This is a genomic window from Marinobacter sp. M3C (genome assembly GCF_023311895.1).
GTDB lineage: Bacteria > Pseudomonadota > Gammaproteobacteria > Pseudomonadales > Oleiphilaceae > Marinobacter.
The window spans coordinates 4192906-4214552 of the sequence record NZ_CP092284.1 but is presented as its reverse complement, the minus strand read 5'-3'; the positions used below and the strand labels follow the sequence as shown (position 1 = coordinate 4214552).

Here is a 21647-nt window from a genome sequence, read left to right as displayed (position 1 = left end):
CACCCCGTGGCCGAGGTAGCATTGAACTGTCGCCTTGCTTTTTTTATGGGTGCTTAACCTTCTCGCCAGAGCTCTCTCAAGACAATATCACCAGGTGATTTGGCAGTTCATTTTTCTGATGGGTGGCTGGCAGTTGGGTTTTCAGATGTGTGCCGCAGGCTTCGATGCAGGTGATAAAACCGTGTAGGGTTTTGCCTTTTTTCACCTGCTCGGTGAAGTCCGCAATGATGGCGTCCCAAGCGCTGTTGTCTATTTTGCTGGAAATGCCCTCGTCCACCAGAATCTCGACGTAGCGCTCGGCTTCAGAAACGAAAATTAGCATGCCCGTGGCGCCCGCTGTGTGATGCAGGTTCTGTTCCAAAAACTGGCGCCGGGCCAGGTTCGAAGCTCGCCAGTAGCGCACGGAGCGGGGGATCAGTCGCCTATTTATGCCAGGTAACCTGAATATAAGACTGAGCACGATAAACACGCCCCACTGGCCAAGCAGCAACGTGTCTGCTGTCAGCCAGCCGGCAAAGTAATTGACGATGCCAGGTACCACAAGCGCAATCAGCCCCGCCCAGAGGAGCGGAATATAGGCGTAGTTATCGGCTTGTGCCGTCAGCACGGTGACTATCTCCGCGTCTGTTTCCTGCTCAACGGCGCTGATGGCGGCCGCGACCTGTTCCTGTTCTTGCTTGGTTAATAATGTCATGGGGTATCGCTTGTAAAGGGTTTGAGGGCGGTCTTGGTGATGTTTACCGTGTTTTTACCAGCCACCGGATGCACCTCCGCCACCGAAGCCACCGCCCCCGCCGCCAAAGCCACCACCGCCGAAACCGCCGCCTCCACGGCCGCCCATGCTGGAACCTAAGAGCGCTCCACCTAATAAAGCTGCGCCACCGCGTCCGCCACGCCCACGGCCGCCACCAATGAAATAAATAACAGCCAAAATAATCATGAAAAATAGCGACACCAGGGAAAGTTTCGGCTTTTCCTGGCCTCCGACAGTCTGGCTCGGCAATGCCAGTGGTTCGCCACCCAGAACTTGCACGATGGCGGCGGCACCGTTGAGAATACCCTGCTCAAACTGCCCCTGCTTGAACGCAGGCGTCATGATTTGATTAATAATGGTGGCTGAGGCCGCATCGGTAAGGCGCCCCTCCAGGCCATAGCCCACTTCAATCCGAATTTTGCGTTCCTGCTGGGCAACAATAAGCAGCGCACCATTATCATCGCCTTTCTGACCGATGCCCCAATGCCGGCCCAGCTGATAGCCATAGTCTTCTATGGCGTAGCCTTGTAGATCAGGCAGTGTGACCACGACAACCTGTTCCGTGGTTCCCTGTTCGTGGGCCTGGAGCATCTGGGTGATCTGGGATTCGGTGGATGGGCTCAGTATTTCGGCCTTGTCCACTACCCGACCACTCAGCTCCGGGAATACCGGCGCGGATTGAGCCAGCGCAGCTGTCACCGGAAAAACGATCAAGGCAAGCAAGGCCGCAACGGAACAGGACAAAGAATATCGAGAAGGAAACAGCATTTAAAACGTGACCTTGGGTGCTTCTTCGGCGTTTTCTGCAGTCGCTTTGAAGTTTTCACGCTGTTCCAAATCGCTATAAAGAATGCTGTGCCAGATTTTTCCGGGGAAGGTGCGAATTTCGGTGTTGAAACGTTCGACCGACTGAATAAAGTCGCGCCGGGCCACGGCTATCCGGTTTTCGGTCCCTTCGAGCTGCGATTGCAACGCGAGAAAGTTCTGGTTGGATTTCAAGTCCGGGTAACGTTCGGACACAACCATCAATCGACTCAATGCGCTGCTAAGCTCGCCCTGCGCTTGTTGAAATTGTTGGAATTTCTCGGGATTGTTCAGAATGCTTTCATCCACCTGAATGGAGGTTGCCTTGGAACGTGCCTCGATAACGGCCGTTAAGGTCTCTTTTTCCTGGGCAGCAAAACCTTTGACCGTTTCCACCAGGTTAGGTATCAGATCGGCCCGGCGCTGATACTGATTTTCAACTTGTGACCAGGCAGCCTTAACGTTTTCGTCATAGGTGGGAATGTTGTTAATGCCGCAGCCGGTTAGCAGGAGCGCCAGCATCAGCAGGGCCGTCAGTTGCCACACTGAGCGTATAGGTGTATCAGTTGGCCTTGTTTGCATAGTATCGGGAGTCTCCGGAGATGGACGAGGCGCTCAAGCTGGGGCCGCGAATGTCAAAGAGGATCTCACATTCAGCCATTTCAAAACAGCCAGGCGGTTTCTGTGATTCTTGCAGATTACCGAGACAACGCTGGTTGCGGAATGATCGCCCCGTTATACTGCGCATTTGCTCTTTTCAGAATGTTTCCGAAAGTTTCTCGCCCGAAAATCCTGACTGCGGGCACCCAATACATCCAGTTGCGTTGAGACCCATGGCCAAAAAGTTATTCATCAAAACCCACGGCTGCCAGATGAACGAATACGATTCATCCCGCATGGCTGATCTGTTAAAAGTCGGTGAAGCGGTTGAAATGACCGACAGCCCGGAAGACGCTGATATTCTATTGCTGAATACCTGCTCCATTCGTGAAAAAGCCCAGGAAAAGGTGTTTCATCAACTGGGTCGCTGGAAAAATCTGAAAAAGAACAAACCGGGGCTGATCATTGGCGTTGGCGGTTGCGTGGCCAGTCAGGAAGGCCAGGCGATTATTGACCGTGCGCCCTTTGTAGATATGGTCTTCGGCCCGCAAACCTTGCACCGCTTGCCGGACATGATTGCCGAGGTGAGAGTGAAGGGTAACGGCGTCGGCGTGGTCGACGTCAGCTTCCCGGAAATTGAAAAATTCGACAATCTGCCAGAACCCGGCGCCAATGGCCCGTCTGCGTTTGTGTCGATTATGGAAGGCTGCAGCAAGTACTGCACATTTTGCGTGGTGCCCTACACCCGCGGCGAAGAGGTCAGCCGGCCGGCTGACGATGTGATTGCGGAAGTGGCGCATTTGGCCTCACAGAACGTGCGAGAGATTAACCTTTTGGGCCAGAACGTAAACGCCTACCGCGGCGACACCCACGATGGCGATGTGATGGATTTGGCGGAGCTGATCACGCTGATTGCCACCATTGATGGCATCGACCGCATTCGCTACACCACCTCGCACCCGGTGGAGTTCACCGATGCGTTGATTGATGTGTACGAGCAAGTACCGGAACTGGTTAGCCACCTGCACTTACCGGTGCAAAGTGGCTCTGATCGCATACTCTCGGCCATGAAGCGCGGCCATACCGCACTCGAATACAAATCCAAACTTCGCCGCCTGCGCAAAATCCGTCCAGATATTAGTTTTTCTTCGGACTTCATCATTGGTTTCCCCGGTGAAACCGAGAAAGATTTTGAAGACACTATGAAACTCATCAACGACATTGGCTTCGACATGTCGTTCAGCTTCGTTTACAGCGCCCGCCCCGGCACTCCGGCGTCAGATTTGCCGGATGATACGGAGATGGCGGTGAAGAAGCAGCGTCTGAAAATTCTGCAGGATCGTATCAACCAAACGGTTATGGATATCAGCCGCAAGATGGTAGGCACCACGCAGCGCATTTTGGTGACAGGTCTTTCCAAAAAGGATCCGGGCGAGTTTTCGGGGCGCACGGAAAATAACCGCATCGTCAATTTCCGCCATGAGAATTCAGCGGCTATCGGGCATTTTATAGATGTTGAGATTGTAGAGGCTTATTCGAATTCCTTGCGTGGTTTGCCGGTGGATTCTGAATTGTACTAAGAGAATTCACCCATCACCGATATCAGCAAAATCAAAAATGCTCCCTAAAAGAACCACGGGAGTAAAACGGAGAAAACTTGGACACCAACGATTCCAGACAATTTGATTTGTACCCGATTGATCAGCGCCGTTTAACGACCCTTTGTGGCCAGTTTGATGAAAACCTGAAACAGGTTGAGCGTCGCCTTCAGGTTTCGATCAGCCGCCGCGGGCATCACTTTCGCGTTCAGGGTGCGACCGAAAATGTGGCAGCCGCCACTGAGGTCGTGCGGCATATGTATCGGGAAACAGAAGCGACCGAGGATCTGACGCCAGACACCGTGCATCTGTATATTCGTGAAACCGGGTTTGAACGGTTGCCCGAAGAGGTACCGTTTGACGGTGCCGTAACCATTATCAAAACCCCGAAGCTCACCGCCAAACCCCGTGGTGCCAACCAGCAACGATATGTACACAATATTCGCACCCACGACATAAACTTTGGCATTGGGCCAGCGGGTACGGGTAAAACCTGGCTAGCAGTGGCCTGTGCGGTGGAAGCATTAAAAGACGAGCAAGTTAAACGCATTCTGCTGGTGCGCCCGGCGGTAGAAGCCGGTGAAAAACTCGGTTTCCTGCCCGGCGACCTGGCGCAGAAGGTCGACCCATATCTGCGCCCGCTGTACGACGCTCTCTACGAGATGCTGGGTTTTGAACACGTAACGCGTCTGATTGAAAAAAGCGTGATCGAGATTGCACCGCTGGCGTTCATGCGCGGGCGCACACTGAACAACTCGTTCATCATTCTGGACGAAAGCCAGAACACCACTCGCGAGCAGATGAAGATGTTCCTGACCCGCATCGGCTTTGGTTCGACCGCGGTGATTACCGGGGACACCACTCAAATTGACCTGCCCCGCGGACAGAACTCAGGACTAATTCACGCAGCTACGGTACTCAATAACGTTGCCGGGATAAGTTTTATTCATTTTGAATCCAAAGACGTGGTTCGCCACCCGCTGGTTCAGCGTATCGTTGAAGCCTACGGTGCTATTAACGATGGCAACGATCGCAACGACGGCAACGAGCAGTGAACATCGTCACACTGGACTTACAGTTAGCCAGCGACGCGGCGAACATCCCGCCAGAAGACCTACTGCTGCAATGGTCGCAGTTGGCCTGGCTAGGCGATGAGCCAACCGAAGTGACCATTCGTATCGTGAATGAATCTGAAATGCAGGCACTGAATTGTCAATACCGCGGAAAAGACAAACCGACGAATGTCTTATCTTTTCCATTTGAAGCACCTGCCGGTATAAACATCCCATTAGCGGGTGATCTGGTTATTTGTGCCCCAGTAGTTGCACAAGAAGCCCGGGAGCAGTACAAAGACACTCACGCCCATTGGGCGCACATGGTTATTCACGGCATGCTGCATCTGCAGAGCTACGACCACATCGACGATAACGAGGCAGAGGAAATGGAAGACCTCGAAATACGTCTGCTGTCGCAGATCGGCATTGCCAATCCTTACGACCACGCAGAGGTAACCGAAAAAGACTCATGAGCGATGATCACTCGAGTCGCAGCCAGGGTAGCAATAACAAATCTTGGCTGGAGCGTATATCACAGGCCTTTTCTAGCGGGCCAGAATCCGTAGAAGACGTGCTGGAAATTCTGCGCGATGCCGAAGCCCAGGAAATCATTGACACCGATGCCATGAGCATCATCGAAGGTGCGATGCAGGTTCTGGACATGCGCGTTGAAGAAATCATGATTCCCCGCTCGCAAATGATTACGGTGAAAGCCAACCAGGATCCCCGTGAATTCCTGGGCGAAATCATCTCTTCCGCCCACAGCCGTTTTCCGGTGATTGGCGACAACCCGGATGACGTCATTGGCGTGCTGCTGGCCAAAGACCTGTTGCCACTGGCGATGGATGGCGAGCTGGATTGGAATCATATTCGCGAAATTCTGCGACCGCCTAATTTTGTGCCCGAGAGCAAGCGCTTGAACCAGCTGCTTAAGGAATTTAAAGAAAATCGTAACCATATGGCGATGGTGGTCGACGAGTACGGCGGTACCGCCGGTCTGGTCACCATTGAGGACGTTCTGGAGCAGATTGTGGGCGAGATCGAAGACGAGCACGACTTCGACGAAGAAACCCACATCAAAGCCCACGGCGATGGTAGCTGGGCGGTGAAGGCCGTTACCCCCATTGATGACTTTAACGAAGCTTTCAGTGCCAGTTTCGACGAAGAAGAATTCGACACCATTGGCGGCCTGGTTCTCAAGGAATTCGGACACCTGCCAAGGCGCGGTGAAGCGGTTGAATTCGGTGGCTTGCGTTTTACCATTGCCAACGCCGACAACCGTGTTATTCGCTTATTACAGGTTATCCGCAGTGAGTTGTAAGTGAATAACATTAGCAACCAACACCCCGCCAGCATCCCCTCTGCCGTCACCCGCTCCCTGTCAGCCAACCGCTGGCTAGGAGCCGTACTGCTGTTGATTGCCGGCGGGCTGCAAACCCTGACCTTTGCGCCTTACTATTTATGGTGGCTGGGCCCTGTTTCCATATTGCTGATTCTGTTGGTGTGCGTGCCTCTGGCGTCCGGCCAGCTCTTCCGCGCCGGTTGGCTTACCGGTTTGGGGTTATTCGCCAGCGGCGCCAGCTGGGTGTACGTCAGCATTAGCGAGTACGGCAACACCGGTCAATGGATCGCCATTGCTCTGACCGCGCTGTTTGTGGCTGGCCTGGCGCTGTTCCATGGCCTGGTGTTCTGGTTCTGGGGCAAGCTCGCGCGTTTTAGTGCGGTGCGCCGGCTGTTGCTATTCCCGGCTATCTGGCTTTTGGGCGACTGGCTGCGGGGATGGGTGCTCACAGGCTTTCCATGGCTGTATTTGGGCACCGCGCACACCGACGGTCCGCTGGCCGGGTTGGCGCCCATAGGCGGAGTGCATCTGGTTACTCTCGCCATAATAACCACCGCCGTTGCCGCCTATGGCGCGCTTTGGCTAATACTGCAAGCGCGACATACCTTGGCCGCTACCGTGGTGGTCGCTGGGCTATTGCCTTGGCTGGTCGCCCCTGCCCTGAACCGCACAGACTGGACGACCCTGGCACAGGAACCCACATCGGTGGCCGCCATGCAGGGCAATATCCCCCAGCAGATCAAGTGGGATCCTGAGTTTCTGAAAGACCAGATTGTGGCGTATCTGGGCATGACCGAAGACCACTGGAACACCGATATCATTTTATGGCCAGAAACCGCTATTCCTATCCCCCAGGATAAGGCCGGCAAAATCATTGACCATATTAACGAGCGCCTGGGCGACAACAGCACGCTGATTACCGGCATACCCTGGTACGGCTTCAGCGAGCGCCTGGAGGGATTCACCTACCACAACAGCATTACCGCAATAGGCGCCGGTGAAGGTATTTATCACAAACAGAAACTGGTGCCTTTTGGCGAGTACGTGCCGCTGGAGAAATATCTGCGGGGGCTGATCGGTTTTTTTGATTTGCCCATGTCCAACTTCACGCCAGGCCCGAAAAACCAATCTGCTCTGACTGCAAACGGGCTGCGGATAATGCCGTTCATCTGCTACGAAGTGGCCTATCCGGATTTTCTGGCGCGTAACGCGGTGAACACCGATCTGCTGCTGACCATCAGCAACGACGGCTGGTTTGGTGATTCCATCGGGCCGTTACAGCACCTGCAACTGGCCCGAATGCGAGCCTTGGAAACCGGCCGTTACATGCTGCGCGGCACCAACAACGGCGTAACCGCGATTATCGACAATAAAGGCCAGATAACCGAACGCATTCCGCAGTTCGAACGTGCGGTTATGGCCGGCGAGGTCTACCGCGCCAGCGGCAGCACGCCCTACATGATTACGTCATCCTGGCCGGTACTGACATTTGCGCTCATCCTGATCGTGTTTGTCCGCGAGCGGGTTATACCGAAGCTCTAGGGCAACAAATCAACTTGTCTTAATTGGCCAGCGACTGGTCACCCGCTCGTAATAGTGCGACCCGCAGGCCTCACAGGGTTGCAGATGGCTGGTAGAAGTCAGGCATAGCATGTGCTCGCAGTTCAAACAGCGGAACATGCCGGCGGTAGCCACTTCACCGGAGATATACTGCCCAGCCTTATGGCTTTCCAGCTTCTGGCGCAGTGCCAATGTATCCACCATCGTTTGATCAGCAACCGACAGCAGGCGCTCGGTCAGCCGCTGCTCCAGCAGCGATAAATCCAACTGCAGCCATTCCGCCAGGCCTTCCCCGGTCTCTCCCACAAAATCCAGCAGATGCTCCAAGTCCCGCTGCAAATAAGCACCCAACAAGCTCAGCTCATCACGGGTCATCTCCTGCAGTTCCTGCTCGGCTTCGATCGCTTTGTCGATCTCCTCTTCCAGGGTTTTCATCGAGGTTTCCTGCACCTTACGCAAGCGGCTCTGCACCTGTTCAAGCATACGGTCGTAGGCCTCAAGGGCTTTTCCAGATAGCTGATTACGTTCGGGTTCGGTCATGAGCGTTTCCTTGTGGTTTTGCCAGCTTTGGGTGGCTGATCATTGGTTAATCTAATCATGGCACACATTATTGAAGTTGGCGCGCATCCCACAATGACTGCGATACGCCCAAACGCGACACCATCGTAACTACGGAGGGCGCAAAACTCCGGCAGACTACCTGTTACCGCCCGTGTGCGTTAGAATAACCGCCCGCTGCGAACATCATATTGATACAGGGTAACTTGGGTAATGGCAGGTATGGACGAGCAATACAATCCCCGTGACGTAGAACAGACCGCCCGCGATTTCTGGGCCGATAACAACACGTTTACGGTGAAAGAAGAACCGGGCAAGCCAAAGTACTACTGCCTGTCCATGTTCCCCTACCCCAGCGGCAAGCTGCACATGGGCCACGTTCGCAACTACACCATCGGCGACGTAATCTCCCGCTACCAGCGCATGCTGGGCAAAAACGTCATGCAGCCTATGGGCTGGGACGCCTTTGGCCTGCCTGCGGAAAACGCCGCCATTGCCAACAAGACTGCGCCCGCCAAGTGGACTTATTCCAATATTGAATACATGAAGAACCAACTCAAACAGCTGGGCTTCGGTTACGACTGGAGCCGCGAACTGGCCACCTGCAAGCCGGATTACTACCGCTGGGAACAGTGGTTCTTTGCCCGCCTGTATGAAAAAGGCCTAGTGTACAAAAAGATGGCCACTGTAAACTGGGACCCGGTCGATCAGACCGTTCTGGCTAACGAACAAGTTGTTGATGGCCGCGGCTGGCGCTCCGGCGCGCTGGTGGAAAAGAAGGCCATACCCCAGTGGTTTATCCGCATTACCGATTATGCCGAACAACTGCTGAACGACATGGACGATATGGATGGCTGGCCGGAACAGGTCAAAACCATGCAGCGTAACTGGATCGGCAAATCCGTAGGTACCGAACTCACCTTTCCTTTAAAAGGCAGCGACGAAGGCCTGACGGTTTATACCACCCGCCCGGACACTCTAATGGGCGTGACCTACATGGCGATCGCCGCCGAGCATTCATTAGCCAAAGCTTCTGCCGAGCGCCATCCAGACGTTGCCCGTTTTGTAGATGAGTGCCGCAACAGCAAAACCGCGGAAGCCGACATGGCGACCATGGAGAAAAAAGGCATTGATACCGGTTTCAAGGTAGTGCACCCGCTGACCCAGGAACACATTCCGGTATGGATTGCCAACTTTGTACTGACAGACTATGGCACCGGCGCTCTGATGGCCGTTCCCGGCCACGATGAGCGCGACCACGAATTTGCCTTGAAGTACCGCCTGCCGATCAAACAGGTAATCTCCGCCAGCGACAAACCTGATATAGACGTGCAAGAAAAAGCCTTCACCGAAAAAGGCGTTCTGGTGTCGTCTGGCAAATACAGTGGCATGACCAGCGATGAAGCCTTCGGTGCCATCGCCGACTATCTGGAACACACGGGTATTGGCAAACGCACCATAAACTATCGCCTACGTGACTGGGGCGTATCGCGCCAGCGCTACTGGGGCGCGCCGATTCCGATGATGACTCTGGAAGACGGTACCCAACGCCCGGTTCCAGACGATCAGCTTCCGGTATTGTTGCCCGAAGACGTCGAAATGACCGGCGTGCAGTCCCCGATTAAAGCGGATCCAGAGTGGGCCAAAACCACTTTTGAGGGCCAACCTGCCACCCGCGAAACCGACACCTTTGACACGTTCATGGAGTCATCGTGGTACTACGCCCGCTTCTGCAGCCCCAACTACGACAAAGGCATGCTAGACCCGGCCGCCGCCAACTACTGGCTGCCGGTAGACCAGTACATTGGAGGCATTGAACACGCCATATTGCACCTGCTGTACGCTCGCTTCTTCCACAAGCTGCTGCGCGACGTGGGCCTGGTCACCAGCTCCGAGCCGTTCAAGCAACTGCTGACCCAGGGCATGGTGCTGGCAGAAACCTATTCCCGCGAAAACGCCAAAGGCGGCATCGTTTGGATTCCACCCACCGACGTGATCGCCGAACGCGATGATAAAGGCCAGGTGACAGGCTACGTGCATAAAGACGACGGCCAGCCGGTGCAGGCCGGTGGCGTTACCAAGATGTCAAAGTCGAAAAACAACGGCATTGACCCGCAATCGATCATCGACGCCCACGGCGCCGATACCGTACGCCTCTTTATGATGTTCGCAGCACCCCCCGAGCAGTCTCTGGAGTGGTCAGACAGCGGTGTTGAAGGCGCCCACCGTTTTCTTAAGCGCCTGTGGCGCCTGGTGAATGAACAAGTTACTAGCGCCGACACAGTGCCTGCTATAGACGCCTCGGCGCTGAATGATAACCAGAAGAACCTGCGCCGCAAAGCTCACGAAACCATTGCCAAGGTCAGCGACGACATCAGCCGCCGGCTGACCTTCAACACCGCCATCGCAGCGGTGATGGAGCTGCTGAACGAAGTCAGCAAGCTCAACGACAGCGAACCTCAGACCCGCGCCGTCCGCCAGGAAGCCCTGGAAACCGCAGTAATGATGTTGTCGCCGATTGTGCCCCACGTCTGCCACAGCCTGTGGCAATCGCTCGGCCACAACGAGCCGGTGGTCGATGCACGCTGGCCGGTGGCAGACGAGAGCGCCATGGTGCGCAGTGAAATACAGATTGTGCTACAGGTGAACGGTAAAGTGCGATCCAAGGTAGAAGTGCCGGCAGACATCAGCAAAGCCGACCTGGAGACGCTGGCCCTGCAAAACGACAACGTAGCGCGCTTCACCGAAGGCAGCACCGTGCGCAAGGTAATTGTTGTGCCCGGCAAACTGGTTAACGTGGTGGCTAACTGATATGACCCAACAGCAGCCTGTATCAAAACGGACACCGGCCTTGGCGCGCAGCCTTTTTCTAACCCTTGGTCTGTTGGCAACGACCAGCGGCTGCGGTTTTCAGCTTCGCGGTGCGGCGCCGGTTTCTGCTGCACTACAACCATTGGCTTTGCAGTGCGCCAGTGATGTACCCATAGACCTGTGCCAGTCGGTTCGTCAACAGCTGACTCTGGGCGACGTGGATGTTCGTGAAGCCAACGCCGCCAACTACATACTTGCGATCGGCCAGTACACCGCAGACCGCCGCGCCAGTGCCATTACGATTAACGCAGGAGCGGCCGAATACACCCTGCGCCAGTCGGTTAGCATCAACCTGATCAGTCGCGATAAGGTGCCCTTGATTGTAGACACCCGCCTGAATGCCAACGAAAGCTATCGCTATGATGAAACCAACGTGCTGGCCAAGCAGCGGGAAGAACAGACCTTACAAAAACAGCTGCAAGAGAGACTGGCCCAGCAAATTATTTTCCGGCTGGCACCCCTGACCCAAGCGCGTATTGATGCCCTTCGCGAACACTATCGGGAGGCTACCGGTAACTCTGTGGAAAGCTCCGAAGCGGGAACAGAACCGGCGGCCAAGGCGCCTACTTCAGCCCCATGAAAACTACACCGGCGCAACTGCCCCAAAGCCTTAAGAAAGGCCTGGCGCCGGTGTACCTGATATCTGGTGACGAACCGCTTCTGGTGCAGGAATGCTGCGATCAGATTCGTAAAGTCGCCCGCGACCAAGGCTTTGCTGACCGGCTAACCTTTCACGCCGACAACCATTTTGACTGGAACATCGTGGCCGATGAATTCAGCGCCATGTCGTTGTTCGCCGAAAAACGCCGCATCGAAGTCCACTTACCAACAGGTAAGCTAGGTGACGGCCGCGCCGTGATGGAACGGATACTGGCGCAACCTGCCGACGACATTGTGTTACTGCTGATCAGCGCTCGTCTGGATGCGGCTGAAACCCGCCGTAAATGGTACAAAGACCTACAAGGCAAAGGCCTGCACGTGCCGGTATGGCCGGTAGACGCTGACAAGTTTCCCGGCTGGTTACAACAGCGCGCCGCCAGTCGCGGTCTGACTCTAACCCGCGACGCTTTGGCAATACTGGCGGAGCGGCTGGAAGGCAATCTGCTGGCCGCCAGCCAGGAACTGGAGCGCCTGGAGCTATTCAGCAAGGGCGCAACTATTGACGAAGGCCTGGTGGAACAGGCTGTGCAGGACAGCTCGCGTTTTAACGGCTTTGAACTGGTCAGCGAACTGCTAACGGGAAATGCGTCACACGCCTGCAAAATGATCGGCATATTACAACAGGAAGGCGAAAACCCGCTTGGCTTGCTCACCGTGCTAACGCGGGACATTCACCTGCTGCTGGAACTGAAAGCCCCCGGGCAAAACACCGCGCCTGCGGCTTTTTTCAAAAAACGCGGAGTCTTCCAGCCACAGCGGGCAAAGGCCCTGGAGCAGGCGGCAAAGCGCCTGAACCGTTCACAACTGAATAACGCCATTCACCTGTGCAGCGAAGTGGACCGCGCCGCCAAAGGCTTCGATCCACTAGGCCCCTGGCACTATTTAAGAGACATGTCCGCGTTGCTTGCCAGCAGATCCTGACGTAAATCAAATCGGCTCTATACAGGCTCGCGGCAGTGCATCAGACGCTTGAAACTTCCCACCATCCGGCGCATTGTTTAGTCATCATCAATGCAAGGAGGAGTGAAACATGGGACGTCAGGAAGAACTAAAAACGCTGCCGGAAAAAATCAGACAACACCGCGACGAAGCACGCGTACAGCTCCATCTGGCACGTCAAGATGTCAAAGACGAGTTTGATAATTTGGAACAGGAGTGGGACCGATTCAAAGGCAAGTTCGATCACGCACTGGATGACGCCACCGAGGTTTCCACCGAAGCGTTGTTAACGGTGCAGATTATTGGTGAAGATCTGAAGAAGGGTTATAAGAACATTCGCGACAAGATCAAGTGACACCTGACAGATTCTAACCGTCAGATCACCCATGAAAAAAGCAGGCTCGATAGCCTGCTTTTTCGTTCAACGTCGATAAAAACTGATCAGAATTCTCTTATCAAAACTCTTCAGCCGTTAACGCCATCATCGAATCACTGCCACTGCGAATGCCTTCCGCCAGCGACACGGTCTTTGGCAACAGGCGATCATAATAGAAGCGCGCCGTTTTCAGCTTGCCAGTGTAGAAACCAGAGGTGTCACCCTCGGCTTTCGCTGCGGCCGCCTTCACCATACGGGCCCACATATAAGCCAGCGCGGTCAGGCCAAACAAGTCCAGATAATCCACCGAGGCTGCGCCTACAGCATCAGCGGTTTCTGATGCCTGATTGATCACGTGCTCGGTTACGTCTGACAGGCGTTCAAGAGCTGCTGCCAATGGCTCCAGATACGGGCGCAGGCTTTGTTCGTCACTGTTTTCCTCAACGAACGCCGCTACGTCCTGGGCGAACAGTTCGTAAAGCTTGCCCTGGCTGCCCACAACCTTTCGGCCCATCAGGTCCAGCGCCTGAATGCCATTGGTGCCTTCGTAAATCTGGGTAATGCGGCAATCCCGTACTAGCTGCTCCTGACCCCATTCGCGGATAAAGCCATGGCCACCCAATACCTGTTGACCAATAATGCAGACGTCCAGGCCACGATCGGTCAAGAAAGCCTTGGCCACCGGAGTCAGCAAAGACACCATGCCCTCAGCGTGGGTACGGCGATCCTGCTCGCTGTCGTCGGCGTATTTGGCGATATCCAGCCACTGCGCGACGTAAGTAGAAAAAGCACGACCGCCTTCCACATAGCCTTTCATGGTCAGCAGCATGCGGCGAACGTCCGGGTGCACCAGAATCGGGTCAGCGGCTTTTTCTGGCTGCTTTGCTCCGGTGGGTGCGCGGCTTTGAATACGATCTTTGGCGTATTCACGGGCACTCTGCAGTGACGCTTCAGCCGCGCCCAAGCCCTGTACTCCAACGCCCAGGCGCTCATAGTTCATCATAGTGAACATGGCGTTCAGGCCTTTATTTTCTTCCCCCACCAGCCAGCCCTTGGCGGCATCGTAGTTCATTACGCAGGTAGCTGAACCTTTGATACCCATTTTCTTTTCGATGGAGCCACAGGTTACCGGGTTGCGATCACCCAGGGAGCCGTCGTCTTTCACCAGAAACTTTGGCACCAGGAACATGGAAATGCCCTTGGGGCCTTTAGGCGCGCCCGGAAGCTTGGCCAGCACCAGGTGAACAATGTTCTCCGCCATGTCGTGCTCGCCCCAAGTGATGAAGATCTTGGTGCCGGTGACGGCGAAGGAGCCGTCATCGTTGGGCTCGGCTTTGGTGCGGATAATGCCGAGATCGGTGCCGGCGTGGGGCTCGGTCAAATCCATCGCACCACTCCACACACCGGAGTACATATTTGGCAGATACTTTTCTTTCAGTTCATCGCTGCCGTGAGCATCGAGCGCCAGGCAAGCACCGGCGGTAAGCATAGGCGCCAGACCGAACGCCATGTTGGCGCCCTGCAGCATTTCCTCAAACTGGGACACCAGAGTTTTTGGCATGCCCATGCCACCCTGTTCCGGGTTACCACCCAAGCCGTTCCAGCCGCCGTCAACGATGGTCTGGTAGGCTTCTTTGAAACCTTCCGGGCTAGTGACACCCTCGGCCGTCCATTTGCAGCCCTGCTCATCGCCTTCGCGGTTCAGCGGTGCCAGCACACCACTGGTGATTTTACCGGCTTCTTCCAAAATGGCGTCGGCGGTTTCCGGGTCTACATTTTCTGCCACTTTTGGCAGCGACGCCCATAGTGAGGGGGCATCGAACACTTCATTCAAAACAAAACGCATTTCACGTAAGGGTGCCTGATAATCGGCCATTAACACTCTCCAACATTCAGTAACAGTCTGTCTGGTCAGGACGCGGTCCGATGGAAAATAGCCGGTGCCCCTGTCTGTACGTGTGTCCGCGATTATTATTTTTTACTGCGTAGAGTTTACCGCAATCCCGTCACTAACTCATAAAAAAAGGCCCGTCTCGATATGGGACGGGCCTTTTACGACGTTAGCGATGAATCAAACGCCTCAACGCTAGATAATAAACGCCTCTTCCGGCATATCCAGCAGGGTGTCAGCCCCCGCCAGCATGGTTACTGCATGGGCCCTGGTGCGCGGCAGCATGCGGGTGAAGTAGAAGCGTGCAGTCTGCAACTTGGCGTTGTAGAACAACTCTTCAGTGCTGCCTTTTGCCAACTTGTCCTGAGCCACTTTTGCCATCTGCGCCCACAGATACGCAAATACCGCGTAACCGGAGTACATCAGGTAGTCCACAGACGCGGCGCCAATCTCTTCGCGGTTTTTCATGGCGCTTATGCCCAGCTTCATGGTCAGCTCGCCCCATTTTTTGTTGATCGCGGCTAACGGTTCAACAAACGGCTTCATTTGTTCGTTGTCGGTATTTTCCTTGCAGAAAGTGTGCACCAGCTTAGTAAAGCCTTTCAACGATTCGCCTTGAGTCATCAGCACCTTACGACCCAACAGGTCCAGCGCCTGAATGCCGGTGGTGCCCTCATAGATCATGCCGATACGGGCGTCACGCACGTTCTGCTCCATGCCCCACTCGGCAATATAGCCGTGGCCACCGAATACCTGCATTCCCAGGCTGGCTGACTCGTATCCGATTTCAGTCAGGAACGCTTTGGCAATAGGCGTCAAAAAGCCCAGCAGCTCGTCAGCGGCCTTGCGCTCTTCTTCAGTTTTACCACGCTGAACAATATCGGCTTTCTGTGCCGTCATGTAAATCAGCGCACGGGCGCCTTCAGCGATGGCTTTCTGGGTCAGCAGCATGCGGCGAACATCCGGATGCACAATGATCGGGTCTGCATAACTGTCCGGATTTTTTGCACCACTTAACGCACGCATGGCCAGGCGGTCTTTAGCGTAGGCCACTGAACCCTGAAGGCCCAGCTCTGCTGCACCCAGGCCCTGAATTGCGGTGCCAATACGCGCGACGTTCATAAAGGTGAACATGGCGTTCAGGCCTTTGTTTTCCGGGCCAATCAGCCAGCCTTTAGCGCCGTCAAAGTTCATCACGCAGGTGGCGTTGGCGTGGATGCCCATTTTGTGTTCAATAGAACCGCAAGACAGCGCATTGCGCTCGCCAGCTGAACCGTCCTGCGCAGGCAGGCACTTGGGCACTACAAACAGGGAAATACCCTTGGTGCCTTCCGGTGCGCCAGGCAAACGGGCCAGCACAATGTGAACGATGTTGTCGGTCAGGTCATGCTCGCCTGCCGAAATAAAGATCTTGGTGCCGGTGATGCTGTACGAGCCGTCCATATTGGGTTCGGCTTTGGTACGCAGGGTTCCCAGGTCCGAACCACAGTGTGCTTCGGTCAGGCACATGGTACCGGTCCACTCGCCGCTGATCATCTTGGTCAGGTACGTCTGCTTCTGCTCTTCGGTACCGTGTTCTTCCAGAGTGTTGATAGCGCCATGGCTCAAACCCGGGTACATGCCCCATGACCAGTTAGCGGTTCCGTTCATTTCGCTCATCACGATACCCAGGGAGCTAGGCAAGCCCTGCCCACCGTGATTAGGGTCAGCCGCTAATGATGGCCAGCCGCCCTGAACAAACTTGCTGTAGGCTTCTTTGAAACCGGCCGGTGTTTTAACGCCGCTTTCACTCCAGGTACACCCTTCACGGTCGCCGCTCTGGTTCAGTGGCGACAGCACCTGTTCTGCAAATTTTGCACCTTCCTGAATGATCGCATCGATCATATCCGGCGTTGCGTCTTCGGCGCCGTTCAGATTGGCGTAATGGCTGTCGCTGTTCAGCAGCTCACTCATTACAAATTTGATGTCGCGCAGGGGTGCTTTGTAGTCAGGCATGTAATCGACCTCGGTTTTCAGTGATGGCCGCCTTAAATCGTGGCAGCTGGTAACCCGATGCAGCCGGAGGGATTCCGGTAACGTGCTTCGAGTTTATTTAAACGATTGTTTGAAACATACGTTTCGAAGCACAGAACTGTCAAGAGTCCGGTCAAAAATAACTTGTTCTGCGACAACTCCCCACATGAGTCCAGCGTTTGCCAACCATCGAAAACGCGAAACAAACACTTACCTTTGACTTGCCGTTTACAGGTAAGAGGGGGGCGTTCATAAGGGCTTAGCGGGCGATGTACGAAGGCGGGAAATAAAGAGATTTTTAGACAGAGATGTTCAGAAAACCTGATGTGCGAGCGCTGTTGTCGTCGCCAAAGGCAGACACTCTTGCATAAGTATCCCGGGCCTGACGAGCTCCCAAAGGTTCCTGTACGGCTGGGTCGGCCAACTCCATCTGAGCTTGTTGCAGGGTCTGCATGGCCTGGGCAGCCACCGCAAGATCTGCCGATGATGGCTGGGCCGGCGCCATGGCGGCCGCCCGCACGGTGCGCATTTTTTCAACCGTGGCTTGGGGGTCACCTGAAACCGCCGATACGCTGATAGGCACTTCACCGCCAACCGCATACTGCACGCCGTCTGGCCCTTGCTCATAGGTGAGCGCCATTGCACCAGCATGCTGACCGCCCGCCGCCTGGTGGGCAGCCTCATGGGCACGCACCTCCCGGTCACGGGCTTTTAGCTGTGTCAGCAGTTTTAAATCAGATTCATTCAGGCGTGGCGACTGATCGCTGGCAGGCGACGGGCGCAAAGTTATGGCTGAGGTTTGAGGAGAAGCGGACGAAATATTCATGGTGTCAGAATATAACCCTAACTAATCAGGGCGAGGGCCTTAAGCCATGATGTCGAGGAGCGAACCCAGGGTTTCGTCCGCGGTTTTTACCACCTGCGCCGACGCTTCAACGCTGCGCTTGTACAACTGTAAATCTACCATGGGCTCGATAATCCCACCTCCAGTTGAACCGCCAGTGCCTTGGGGGCCGTCCACACCACCACGGGCGATACGGCGGGCAGCATCGTCCAAGCCGGCCACACCGCTCTGTATGCCCTGCATACCGGTACTGAAAGCACTGGGAAGAGTAGTGTTGATCATGGTCACCTACCAGAGGATATGATTACGCCATTAGTAAGCCACAATGCTGTTCAATTTTCAATCAACGGCGTCACATTCAGAAATTTAGCCAGAGTCTGTGGCAGGGGCTCACTCAACCAGGGCATAACACCCAGGCATGGGCAAGCCAGGTGCTGTTGCAGATACGTCAGGGTATCGTTTTCACAGCTCATCACGGTTTCCCGCGGCCGGTTAGCCACCCAGCCGGCCAGTACCAGACCATCGCGGCGAATGGCTTCGGCGCTCAGCAACGCGTGGTTGATGCACCCAAGCTCCAAACTGACCACCAGAATCACCGGAATATTCAATCGCTGCGCCAGGGTACTGTAGGTTTCGCGATCGTTCAAAGGCACTCGCCAGCCACCTGCCCCCTCGATCAGTAACAGGTCTGCTGGGCGTAGCTGTATGCCGCGACAAAAACCGGCTAGCCGATCGGCGCTCAGGTTGCGCCCGGCCTGTGCCGCCGCCACGTGGGGTGCAACAGCAGGCTCCAAAGCGACCGGATTGATCACGTCATAAGGCAGCTGTTCAGTCATCGCGTTCTGCAGAATAAGCGCATCACTGTTACGCAAGCCATCTGGCGTTTGCACGCAGCCAGCGGCAACCGGTTTCATCGCCAGGGTACGTTTACCCAGCAGCTTCGCGGCCTCCAGCAGCGCCGCAGTCACCACGGTTTTGCCGACGTCAGTATTGGTGCCCGTTACAAAATAGGTTTTTTTGGCCATTGAAAATGCCCTGACAGCGTGAGTGTTTAGTCACAGGTTAACGGGGATGGCACTGGTTTTCGCCATTCCAGCCAGCCCGCGTGGTAGCTGGCAACAATGCCGCCATCGGGCTGTTGCGGATAGTTCTGGCACATCTGTTTTAATCGCCCGGGTGCAGTGGCGGTCTTGCGCCGCTGAATGTCTTTATAACCCGCCCCCAGTTGCCGGAGCTCGTTCATCAACGCCATGGGCGTTGGGTAATCCAGCGTGATCATCTGCGAGCGCCATTGTGCCGCTGGCAAAATCTCAACGGTGGTGGCCGCGAAATCCACGGCAGAAATAAACCCATTTACATGCTTATGATGTGGGTCGGCCAGGGTCCACGCCTGTTGTAGCTCCTGCAGTGTACCCAGCAAAAGCGTTGACACCCGCAACTGACCACCCGGGCGCAATACCCGCAGGCATTCCCGCAATACGCTTCGTGGATTATGGCACCACTGGATCATCAGGTTGCTGTAAATCATATCCACACTCTGGTTGGCCAAGGGCAACCGCTCCGCATCTGCCTCTAGCCATTGGATTGCTTCAGGGCCCATTAATTGTGCCTGGGCATACGCCAGCATACCGGGCGCCAGGTCTACACCGACGGTATGCGCTCCAAAGCGCTGCGCCAACTGGCGCGTATACCAACCCGTACCGCAGCCTAAATCAACAACGGTGGCGCCCTGTAATACCGGCTGGGTAATCGTTGCCAACATGGCATCACCCATTTGCCGTTGCAGCCGCGCCGCGCCTTCATAGCTGGCGCTGGCGCAGCCAAAATCGGAGGCGACCGCCTGTTTAGTGGCAAACATCGTGTGAACTCGTTAGAAAATCGTGAATGGCTTGCCAGCATTCGGGGCCATAGTACTCCCCGGGCCAATGGCCCATGCCGTCGATGGTAACCGCACGATTGTAAGCGGGCATAACCATGTGCTGGGCCCAAGGCGGAACCACTGCATCGCAGCTACCCCGCACATGTAAGGTTGGCACCGGGCACTGCTGCCAGGCACACAACTGACTGCAGTCCCGCAGCCAGCGCACGCCTTTCGCCAATGGATCAATCGGCTCGGGCAAGCCCTGCTTCAACCAAGGTTTTATAGCCCGAGCCAAAGCTGCCTGGTGTTCGCTGCCAGCAATCATCTGCGCGAAAAAAGACGCCCGACAGGCCTGTGGCTGGCGCTCAAAATATCGTTCAAAGCGCCGAAATATAGCGGTCGAAACACCCCACGGCCAGTTTTTCGACGCCACAAATTGCGGAAAACCACCCAGGGTCACAACCTTATTAACCGAGTGCGGATTCGCCCGGGCCGCAGCCATGGCAACTTGCGCGCCCAGCGACCATCCAAGCCACACCGACGGCTGGGGGTAGCGCTGGAGCAGAATCGCGGCCGCGTGTGCGGGGCTGTCGCAGGAACTTAACCCGTCGTCGGTTAACGAAACGACTTCCACCGCGCCTTGCCAGTGCCGATACACCGGTTCCAGCATGGCCGCCTGCACACCCCAACCGCCTATCACCACAAGTGAACTGAAGCGCGCCATCAAACATTCTCTACACAGGATTCAATAAGCACGGGGCTTACAACACAATCGGGGCGACATTGCACCAGCGCCTGCAGCAGGCGATCCAGATCGTCAAAGCTATGGGCCGCGCTGAGGGTGATGCGCAAACGGGCCTGACCTTCGGGCACCGTGGGCGGGCGAATAGCCGTCACCAGCAGGCCGCGGCTCTGTAACTCACCGCTGAGCGCCAGCGCCGCTTCGTTAGAGCCTACGACAATCGGCTGAATGGGCGTGGCCGAGGGCATCAGGTGATAGCCCATACGTGTAACCTGATCGCGGAAACGATCAATCAGCGCCGCCAGGTGCGCGCGCTGTGGATCAAAGCTTTCGATCAGGCTCAAGCTATTGCAGCTGGCCAGCGCCAAAGCCGGAGGCATGGCCGTGGTGTAAATGTAGGTACGCGCTTTTTGCATCAAGTAGCCGGTTAACCATGCCGGGCCTGCTACAAAGGCGCCGCTGGTGCCTGCGGCTTTGCCCAGAGTGCCCATCAGCACCGGCACTTGCTCTTCACTTAACCCGGCAGCCGCTACACTGCCACGGCCCTGGGGGCCCAACACGCCAAAGCCGTGGGCGTCGTCGATCATAAGCAGTGCATCGTGCTTTGTGCACAAATGAGCTAATGACACCAACGCCGCTTCATCGCCATCCATGCTGAATACACCGTCGCTTACCACCAGTTTGTGGCCCTCGGTTTGTTCCAGCATTCGCGCCAACGCATCCAGATCGCCGTGATGATAACGCCTGACCCTTGCTCCACTGAGCTTGCAGCCATCTACAATAGAAGCGTGATTAAGGCGATCCGAAAAAATCGTATCGCCGCGGCCTGCAAGCGCCGAGATTACACCCAGATTGGCCATGTATCCGGTTGAGAACAGGAGCGCCGAGCTGCGCCCGGTAAAAGCTGCCAGTTGGTTTTCCAGCTGCTGATGAGCCCGGTGATGGCCGCAAATCAGGTGGGAAGACGCACCGCCCAGGCCATCCTCGTTAAGCGCCTCAGCCAGCACTTTGCGGTTATCCGGATGATTGGCCAGCCCCAGGTAATCGTTGCTGCAAAACGACAACAAGGGCTGGCCATTCACGGTTAACGCCGGCCGCTGGGGCCCCGAGATTTCCCGGCGCTGGCGATGCAGACCGGCCTCGCGGCGTTGCTGCAACTCAAGCTGGAAGTCACGCATA

General features: G+C 55.7%; 21 protein-coding genes. 9 read left to right on the top strand and 12 right to left on the bottom strand.

Features of this window, described 5'->3' with window-relative positions:
* Positions 1 to 76: 76 nt before the first annotated feature.
* The 3 genes from MIH18_RS19815 to MIH18_RS19805 are packed head-to-tail and all read right to left on the bottom strand — an operon-like array spanning position 77 to position 2140.
* Positions 77 to 694, bottom strand: a complete 618-nt coding sequence (locus tag MIH18_RS19815) for a TPM domain-containing protein (RefSeq protein ID WP_249013310.1) — start codon at positions 692 to 694, stop codon at positions 77 to 79.
* Positions 695 to 748: 54 nt separating this feature from the next.
* Positions 749 to 1522, bottom strand: coding sequence for a TPM domain-containing protein (locus MIH18_RS19810; RefSeq protein ID WP_249013309.1), 774 nt, complete (start codon positions 1520 to 1522; stop codon positions 749 to 751).
* Positions 1523 to 2140 (bottom strand): LemA family protein, encoded by a 618-nt coding sequence (locus MIH18_RS19805; protein ID WP_249013308.1) that lies wholly within the window; start codon positions 2138 to 2140, stop codon positions 1523 to 1525. It abuts the gene before it with no gap.
* Between the two features lie 251 nt (positions 2141 to 2391).
* On the opposite strand from MIH18_RS19805, the gene miaB reads away from it, so the two are divergent.
* The 5 genes from miaB (at position 2392) to lnt (ending at position 7695) form a co-directional block, all read left to right on the top strand.
* Entirely contained in the window at positions 2392 to 3738 is a 1347-nt protein-coding gene (gene miaB / locus MIH18_RS19800; RefSeq protein ID WP_249013307.1) for a tRNA (N6-isopentenyl adenosine(37)-C2)-methylthiotransferase MiaB, read from the top strand.
* A 77-nt stretch (positions 3739 to 3815) separates the two neighbouring features.
* On the top strand, positions 3816 to 4811 hold the full coding sequence (locus tag MIH18_RS19795) for a PhoH family protein (RefSeq protein ID WP_249013306.1): 996 nt from the start codon (positions 3816 to 3818) through the stop codon (positions 4809 to 4811).
* Positions 4808 to 5284, top strand: a complete 477-nt coding sequence (gene ybeY / locus MIH18_RS19790) for an rRNA maturation RNase YbeY (RefSeq protein ID WP_249013305.1) — start codon at positions 4808 to 4810, stop codon at positions 5282 to 5284. Before MIH18_RS19795 ends, ybeY begins: the two co-directional genes overlap by 4 nt.
* Positions 5281 to 6132: a transporter associated domain-containing protein gene (locus MIH18_RS19785; RefSeq protein ID WP_249013304.1), complete on the top strand. Its 852-nt coding sequence runs from the start codon at positions 5281 to 5283 to the stop codon at positions 6130 to 6132. Before ybeY ends, MIH18_RS19785 begins: the two co-directional genes overlap by 4 nt.
* A complete protein-coding gene (gene lnt / locus MIH18_RS19780; RefSeq protein ID WP_249005604.1) occupies positions 6133 to 7695 on the top strand; it encodes an apolipoprotein N-acyltransferase in 1563 nt (520 codons plus the stop codon).
* Positions 7696 to 7704: 9 nt separating this feature from the next.
* Here the strand turns inward: lnt and MIH18_RS19775 are convergent, their stop codons facing one another.
* Positions 7705 to 8253 carry a zinc ribbon-containing protein gene (locus MIH18_RS19775; RefSeq protein WP_249005605.1) on the bottom strand — a complete coding sequence of 183 codons (549 nt, stop codon included), beginning with the start codon at positions 8251 to 8253 and terminating at the stop codon, positions 7705 to 7707.
* Positions 8254 to 8493: 240 nt separating this feature from the next.
* Here MIH18_RS19775 and leuS point away from each other — a divergent pair, with 240 nt between their 5' ends.
* From leuS to MIH18_RS19755, 4 genes are all read left to right on the top strand, one after another.
* Entirely contained in the window at positions 8494 to 11082 is a 2589-nt protein-coding gene (gene leuS, locus MIH18_RS19770) for a leucine--tRNA ligase (RefSeq protein ID WP_249014654.1), read from the top strand.
* Position 11083: 1 nt separating this feature from the next.
* Positions 11084 to 11722, top strand: a complete 639-nt coding sequence (lptE, locus tag MIH18_RS19765; protein WP_249005606.1) for an LPS assembly lipoprotein LptE — start codon at positions 11084 to 11086, stop codon at positions 11720 to 11722.
* Positions 11719 to 12723: a DNA polymerase III subunit delta gene (gene holA / locus MIH18_RS19760; protein ID WP_249005607.1), complete on the top strand. Its 1005-nt coding sequence runs from the start codon at positions 11719 to 11721 to the stop codon at positions 12721 to 12723. The genes lptE and holA overlap by 4 nt, the downstream gene beginning before the upstream one ends.
* Positions 12724 to 12832: 109 nt before the next feature.
* The gene (locus MIH18_RS19755) at positions 12833 to 13096 is read left to right on the top strand and encodes a hypothetical protein (protein ID WP_249013303.1); all 264 of its coding nucleotides are present in this window, start codon (positions 12833 to 12835) and stop codon (positions 13094 to 13096) included.
* 100 nt (positions 13097 to 13196) lie between these two features.
* On the opposite strand, the gene MIH18_RS19750 is transcribed toward MIH18_RS19755, so the two are convergent.
* The 8 genes from MIH18_RS19750 to bioF form a co-directional block, all read right to left on the bottom strand.
* Positions 13197 to 14993: an acyl-CoA dehydrogenase C-terminal domain-containing protein gene (locus MIH18_RS19750; RefSeq protein WP_249013302.1), complete on the bottom strand. Its 1797-nt coding sequence runs from the start codon at positions 14991 to 14993 to the stop codon at positions 13197 to 13199.
* 210 nt (positions 14994 to 15203) lie between these two features.
* Complete coding sequence (locus MIH18_RS19745) at positions 15204 to 17003, bottom strand: acyl-CoA dehydrogenase C-terminal domain-containing protein (protein WP_249013301.1); 1800 nt, start codon at positions 17001 to 17003, stop codon at positions 15204 to 15206.
* Positions 17004 to 17319: 316 nt separating this feature from the next.
* Complete coding sequence (locus tag MIH18_RS19740) at positions 17320 to 17847, bottom strand: putative metalloprotease CJM1_0395 family protein (RefSeq protein WP_249005611.1); 528 nt, start codon at positions 17845 to 17847, stop codon at positions 17320 to 17322.
* Between the two features lie 39 nt (positions 17848 to 17886).
* Positions 17887 to 18147, bottom strand: coding sequence for a flagellar biosynthesis protein FlgE (locus MIH18_RS19735; protein WP_249013300.1), 261 nt, complete (start codon positions 18145 to 18147; stop codon positions 17887 to 17889).
* 50 nt (positions 18148 to 18197) lie between these two features.
* Entirely contained in the window at positions 18198 to 18890 is a 693-nt protein-coding gene (gene bioD / locus MIH18_RS19730; RefSeq protein WP_249013299.1) for a dethiobiotin synthase, read from the bottom strand.
* Between the two features lie 26 nt (positions 18891 to 18916).
* A complete protein-coding gene (gene bioC / locus MIH18_RS19725; protein ID WP_249013298.1) occupies positions 18917 to 19723 on the bottom strand; it encodes a malonyl-ACP O-methyltransferase BioC in 807 nt (268 codons plus the stop codon).
* Complete coding sequence (locus tag MIH18_RS19720; RefSeq protein ID WP_249013297.1) at positions 19710 to 20450, bottom strand: alpha/beta fold hydrolase; 741 nt, start codon at positions 20448 to 20450, stop codon at positions 19710 to 19712. Before MIH18_RS19720 ends, bioC begins: the two co-directional genes overlap by 14 nt.
* The gene (gene bioF, locus MIH18_RS19715) at positions 20450 to 21646 is read right to left on the bottom strand and encodes an 8-amino-7-oxononanoate synthase (protein WP_249013296.1); all 1197 of its coding nucleotides are present in this window, start codon (positions 21644 to 21646) and stop codon (positions 20450 to 20452) included. Before bioF ends, MIH18_RS19720 begins: the two co-directional genes overlap by 1 nt.
* Between the last annotated feature and the right edge of the window lies 1 nt (position 21647).

Bases quoted from the DNA above. Each gene is read 5' to 3' on its own strand.
- MIH18_RS19785 (WP_249013304.1), top strand. From the start codon at position 5,281: ATGAGCGATGATCACTCGAGTCGCAGCCAGGGTAGCAATAACAAATCT.
- bioF (WP_249013296.1), bottom strand. From the start codon at position 21,646: ATGCGTGACTTCCAGCTTGAGTTGCAGCAACGCCGCGAGGCCGGTCTG.
- MIH18_RS19775 (WP_249005605.1), bottom strand. From the start codon at position 8,253: ATGACCGAACCCGAACGTAATCAGCTATCTGGAAAAGCCCTTGAGGCC.
- holA (WP_249005607.1), top strand. From the start codon at position 11,719: ATGAAAACTACACCGGCGCAACTGCCCCAAAGCCTTAAGAAAGGCCTG.
- MIH18_RS19720 (WP_249013297.1), bottom strand. From the start codon at position 20,450: ATGGCGCGCTTCAGTTCACTTGTGGTGATAGGCGGTTGGGGTGTGCAG.
- MIH18_RS19815 (WP_249013310.1), bottom strand. From the start codon at position 694: ATGACATTATTAACCAAGCAAGAACAGGAACAGGTCGCGGCCGCCATC.
- MIH18_RS19805 (WP_249013308.1), bottom strand. From the start codon at position 2,140: ATGCAAACAAGGCCAACTGATACACCTATACGCTCAGTGTGGCAACTG.
- MIH18_RS19735 (WP_249013300.1), bottom strand. From the start codon at position 18,147: ATGATCAACACTACTCTTCCCAGTGCTTTCAGTACCGGTATGCAGGGC.
- MIH18_RS19755 (WP_249013303.1), top strand. From the start codon at position 12,833: ATGGGACGTCAGGAAGAACTAAAAACGCTGCCGGAAAAAATCAGACAA.
- MIH18_RS19740 (WP_249005611.1), bottom strand. From the start codon at position 17,847: ATGAATATTTCGTCCGCTTCTCCTCAAACCTCAGCCATAACTTTGCGC.
- bioC (WP_249013298.1), bottom strand. From the start codon at position 19,723: ATGTTTGCCACTAAACAGGCGGTCGCCTCCGATTTTGGCTGCGCCAGC.
- lptE (WP_249005606.1), top strand. From the start codon at position 11,084: ATGACCCAACAGCAGCCTGTATCAAAACGGACACCGGCCTTGGCGCGC.
- MIH18_RS19810 (WP_249013309.1), bottom strand. From the start codon at position 1,522: ATGCTGTTTCCTTCTCGATATTCTTTGTCCTGTTCCGTTGCGGCCTTG.
- leuS (WP_249014654.1), top strand. From the start codon at position 8,494: ATGGACGAGCAATACAATCCCCGTGACGTAGAACAGACCGCCCGCGAT.
- bioD (WP_249013299.1), bottom strand. From the start codon at position 18,890: ATGGCCAAAAAAACCTATTTTGTAACGGGCACCAATACTGACGTCGGC.
- miaB (WP_249013307.1), top strand. From the start codon at position 2,392: ATGGCCAAAAAGTTATTCATCAAAACCCACGGCTGCCAGATGAACGAA.
- MIH18_RS19750 (WP_249013302.1), bottom strand. From the start codon at position 14,993: ATGGCCGATTATCAGGCACCCTTACGTGAAATGCGTTTTGTTTTGAAT.
- MIH18_RS19745 (WP_249013301.1), bottom strand. From the start codon at position 17,003: ATGCCTGACTACAAAGCACCCCTGCGCGACATCAAATTTGTAATGAGT.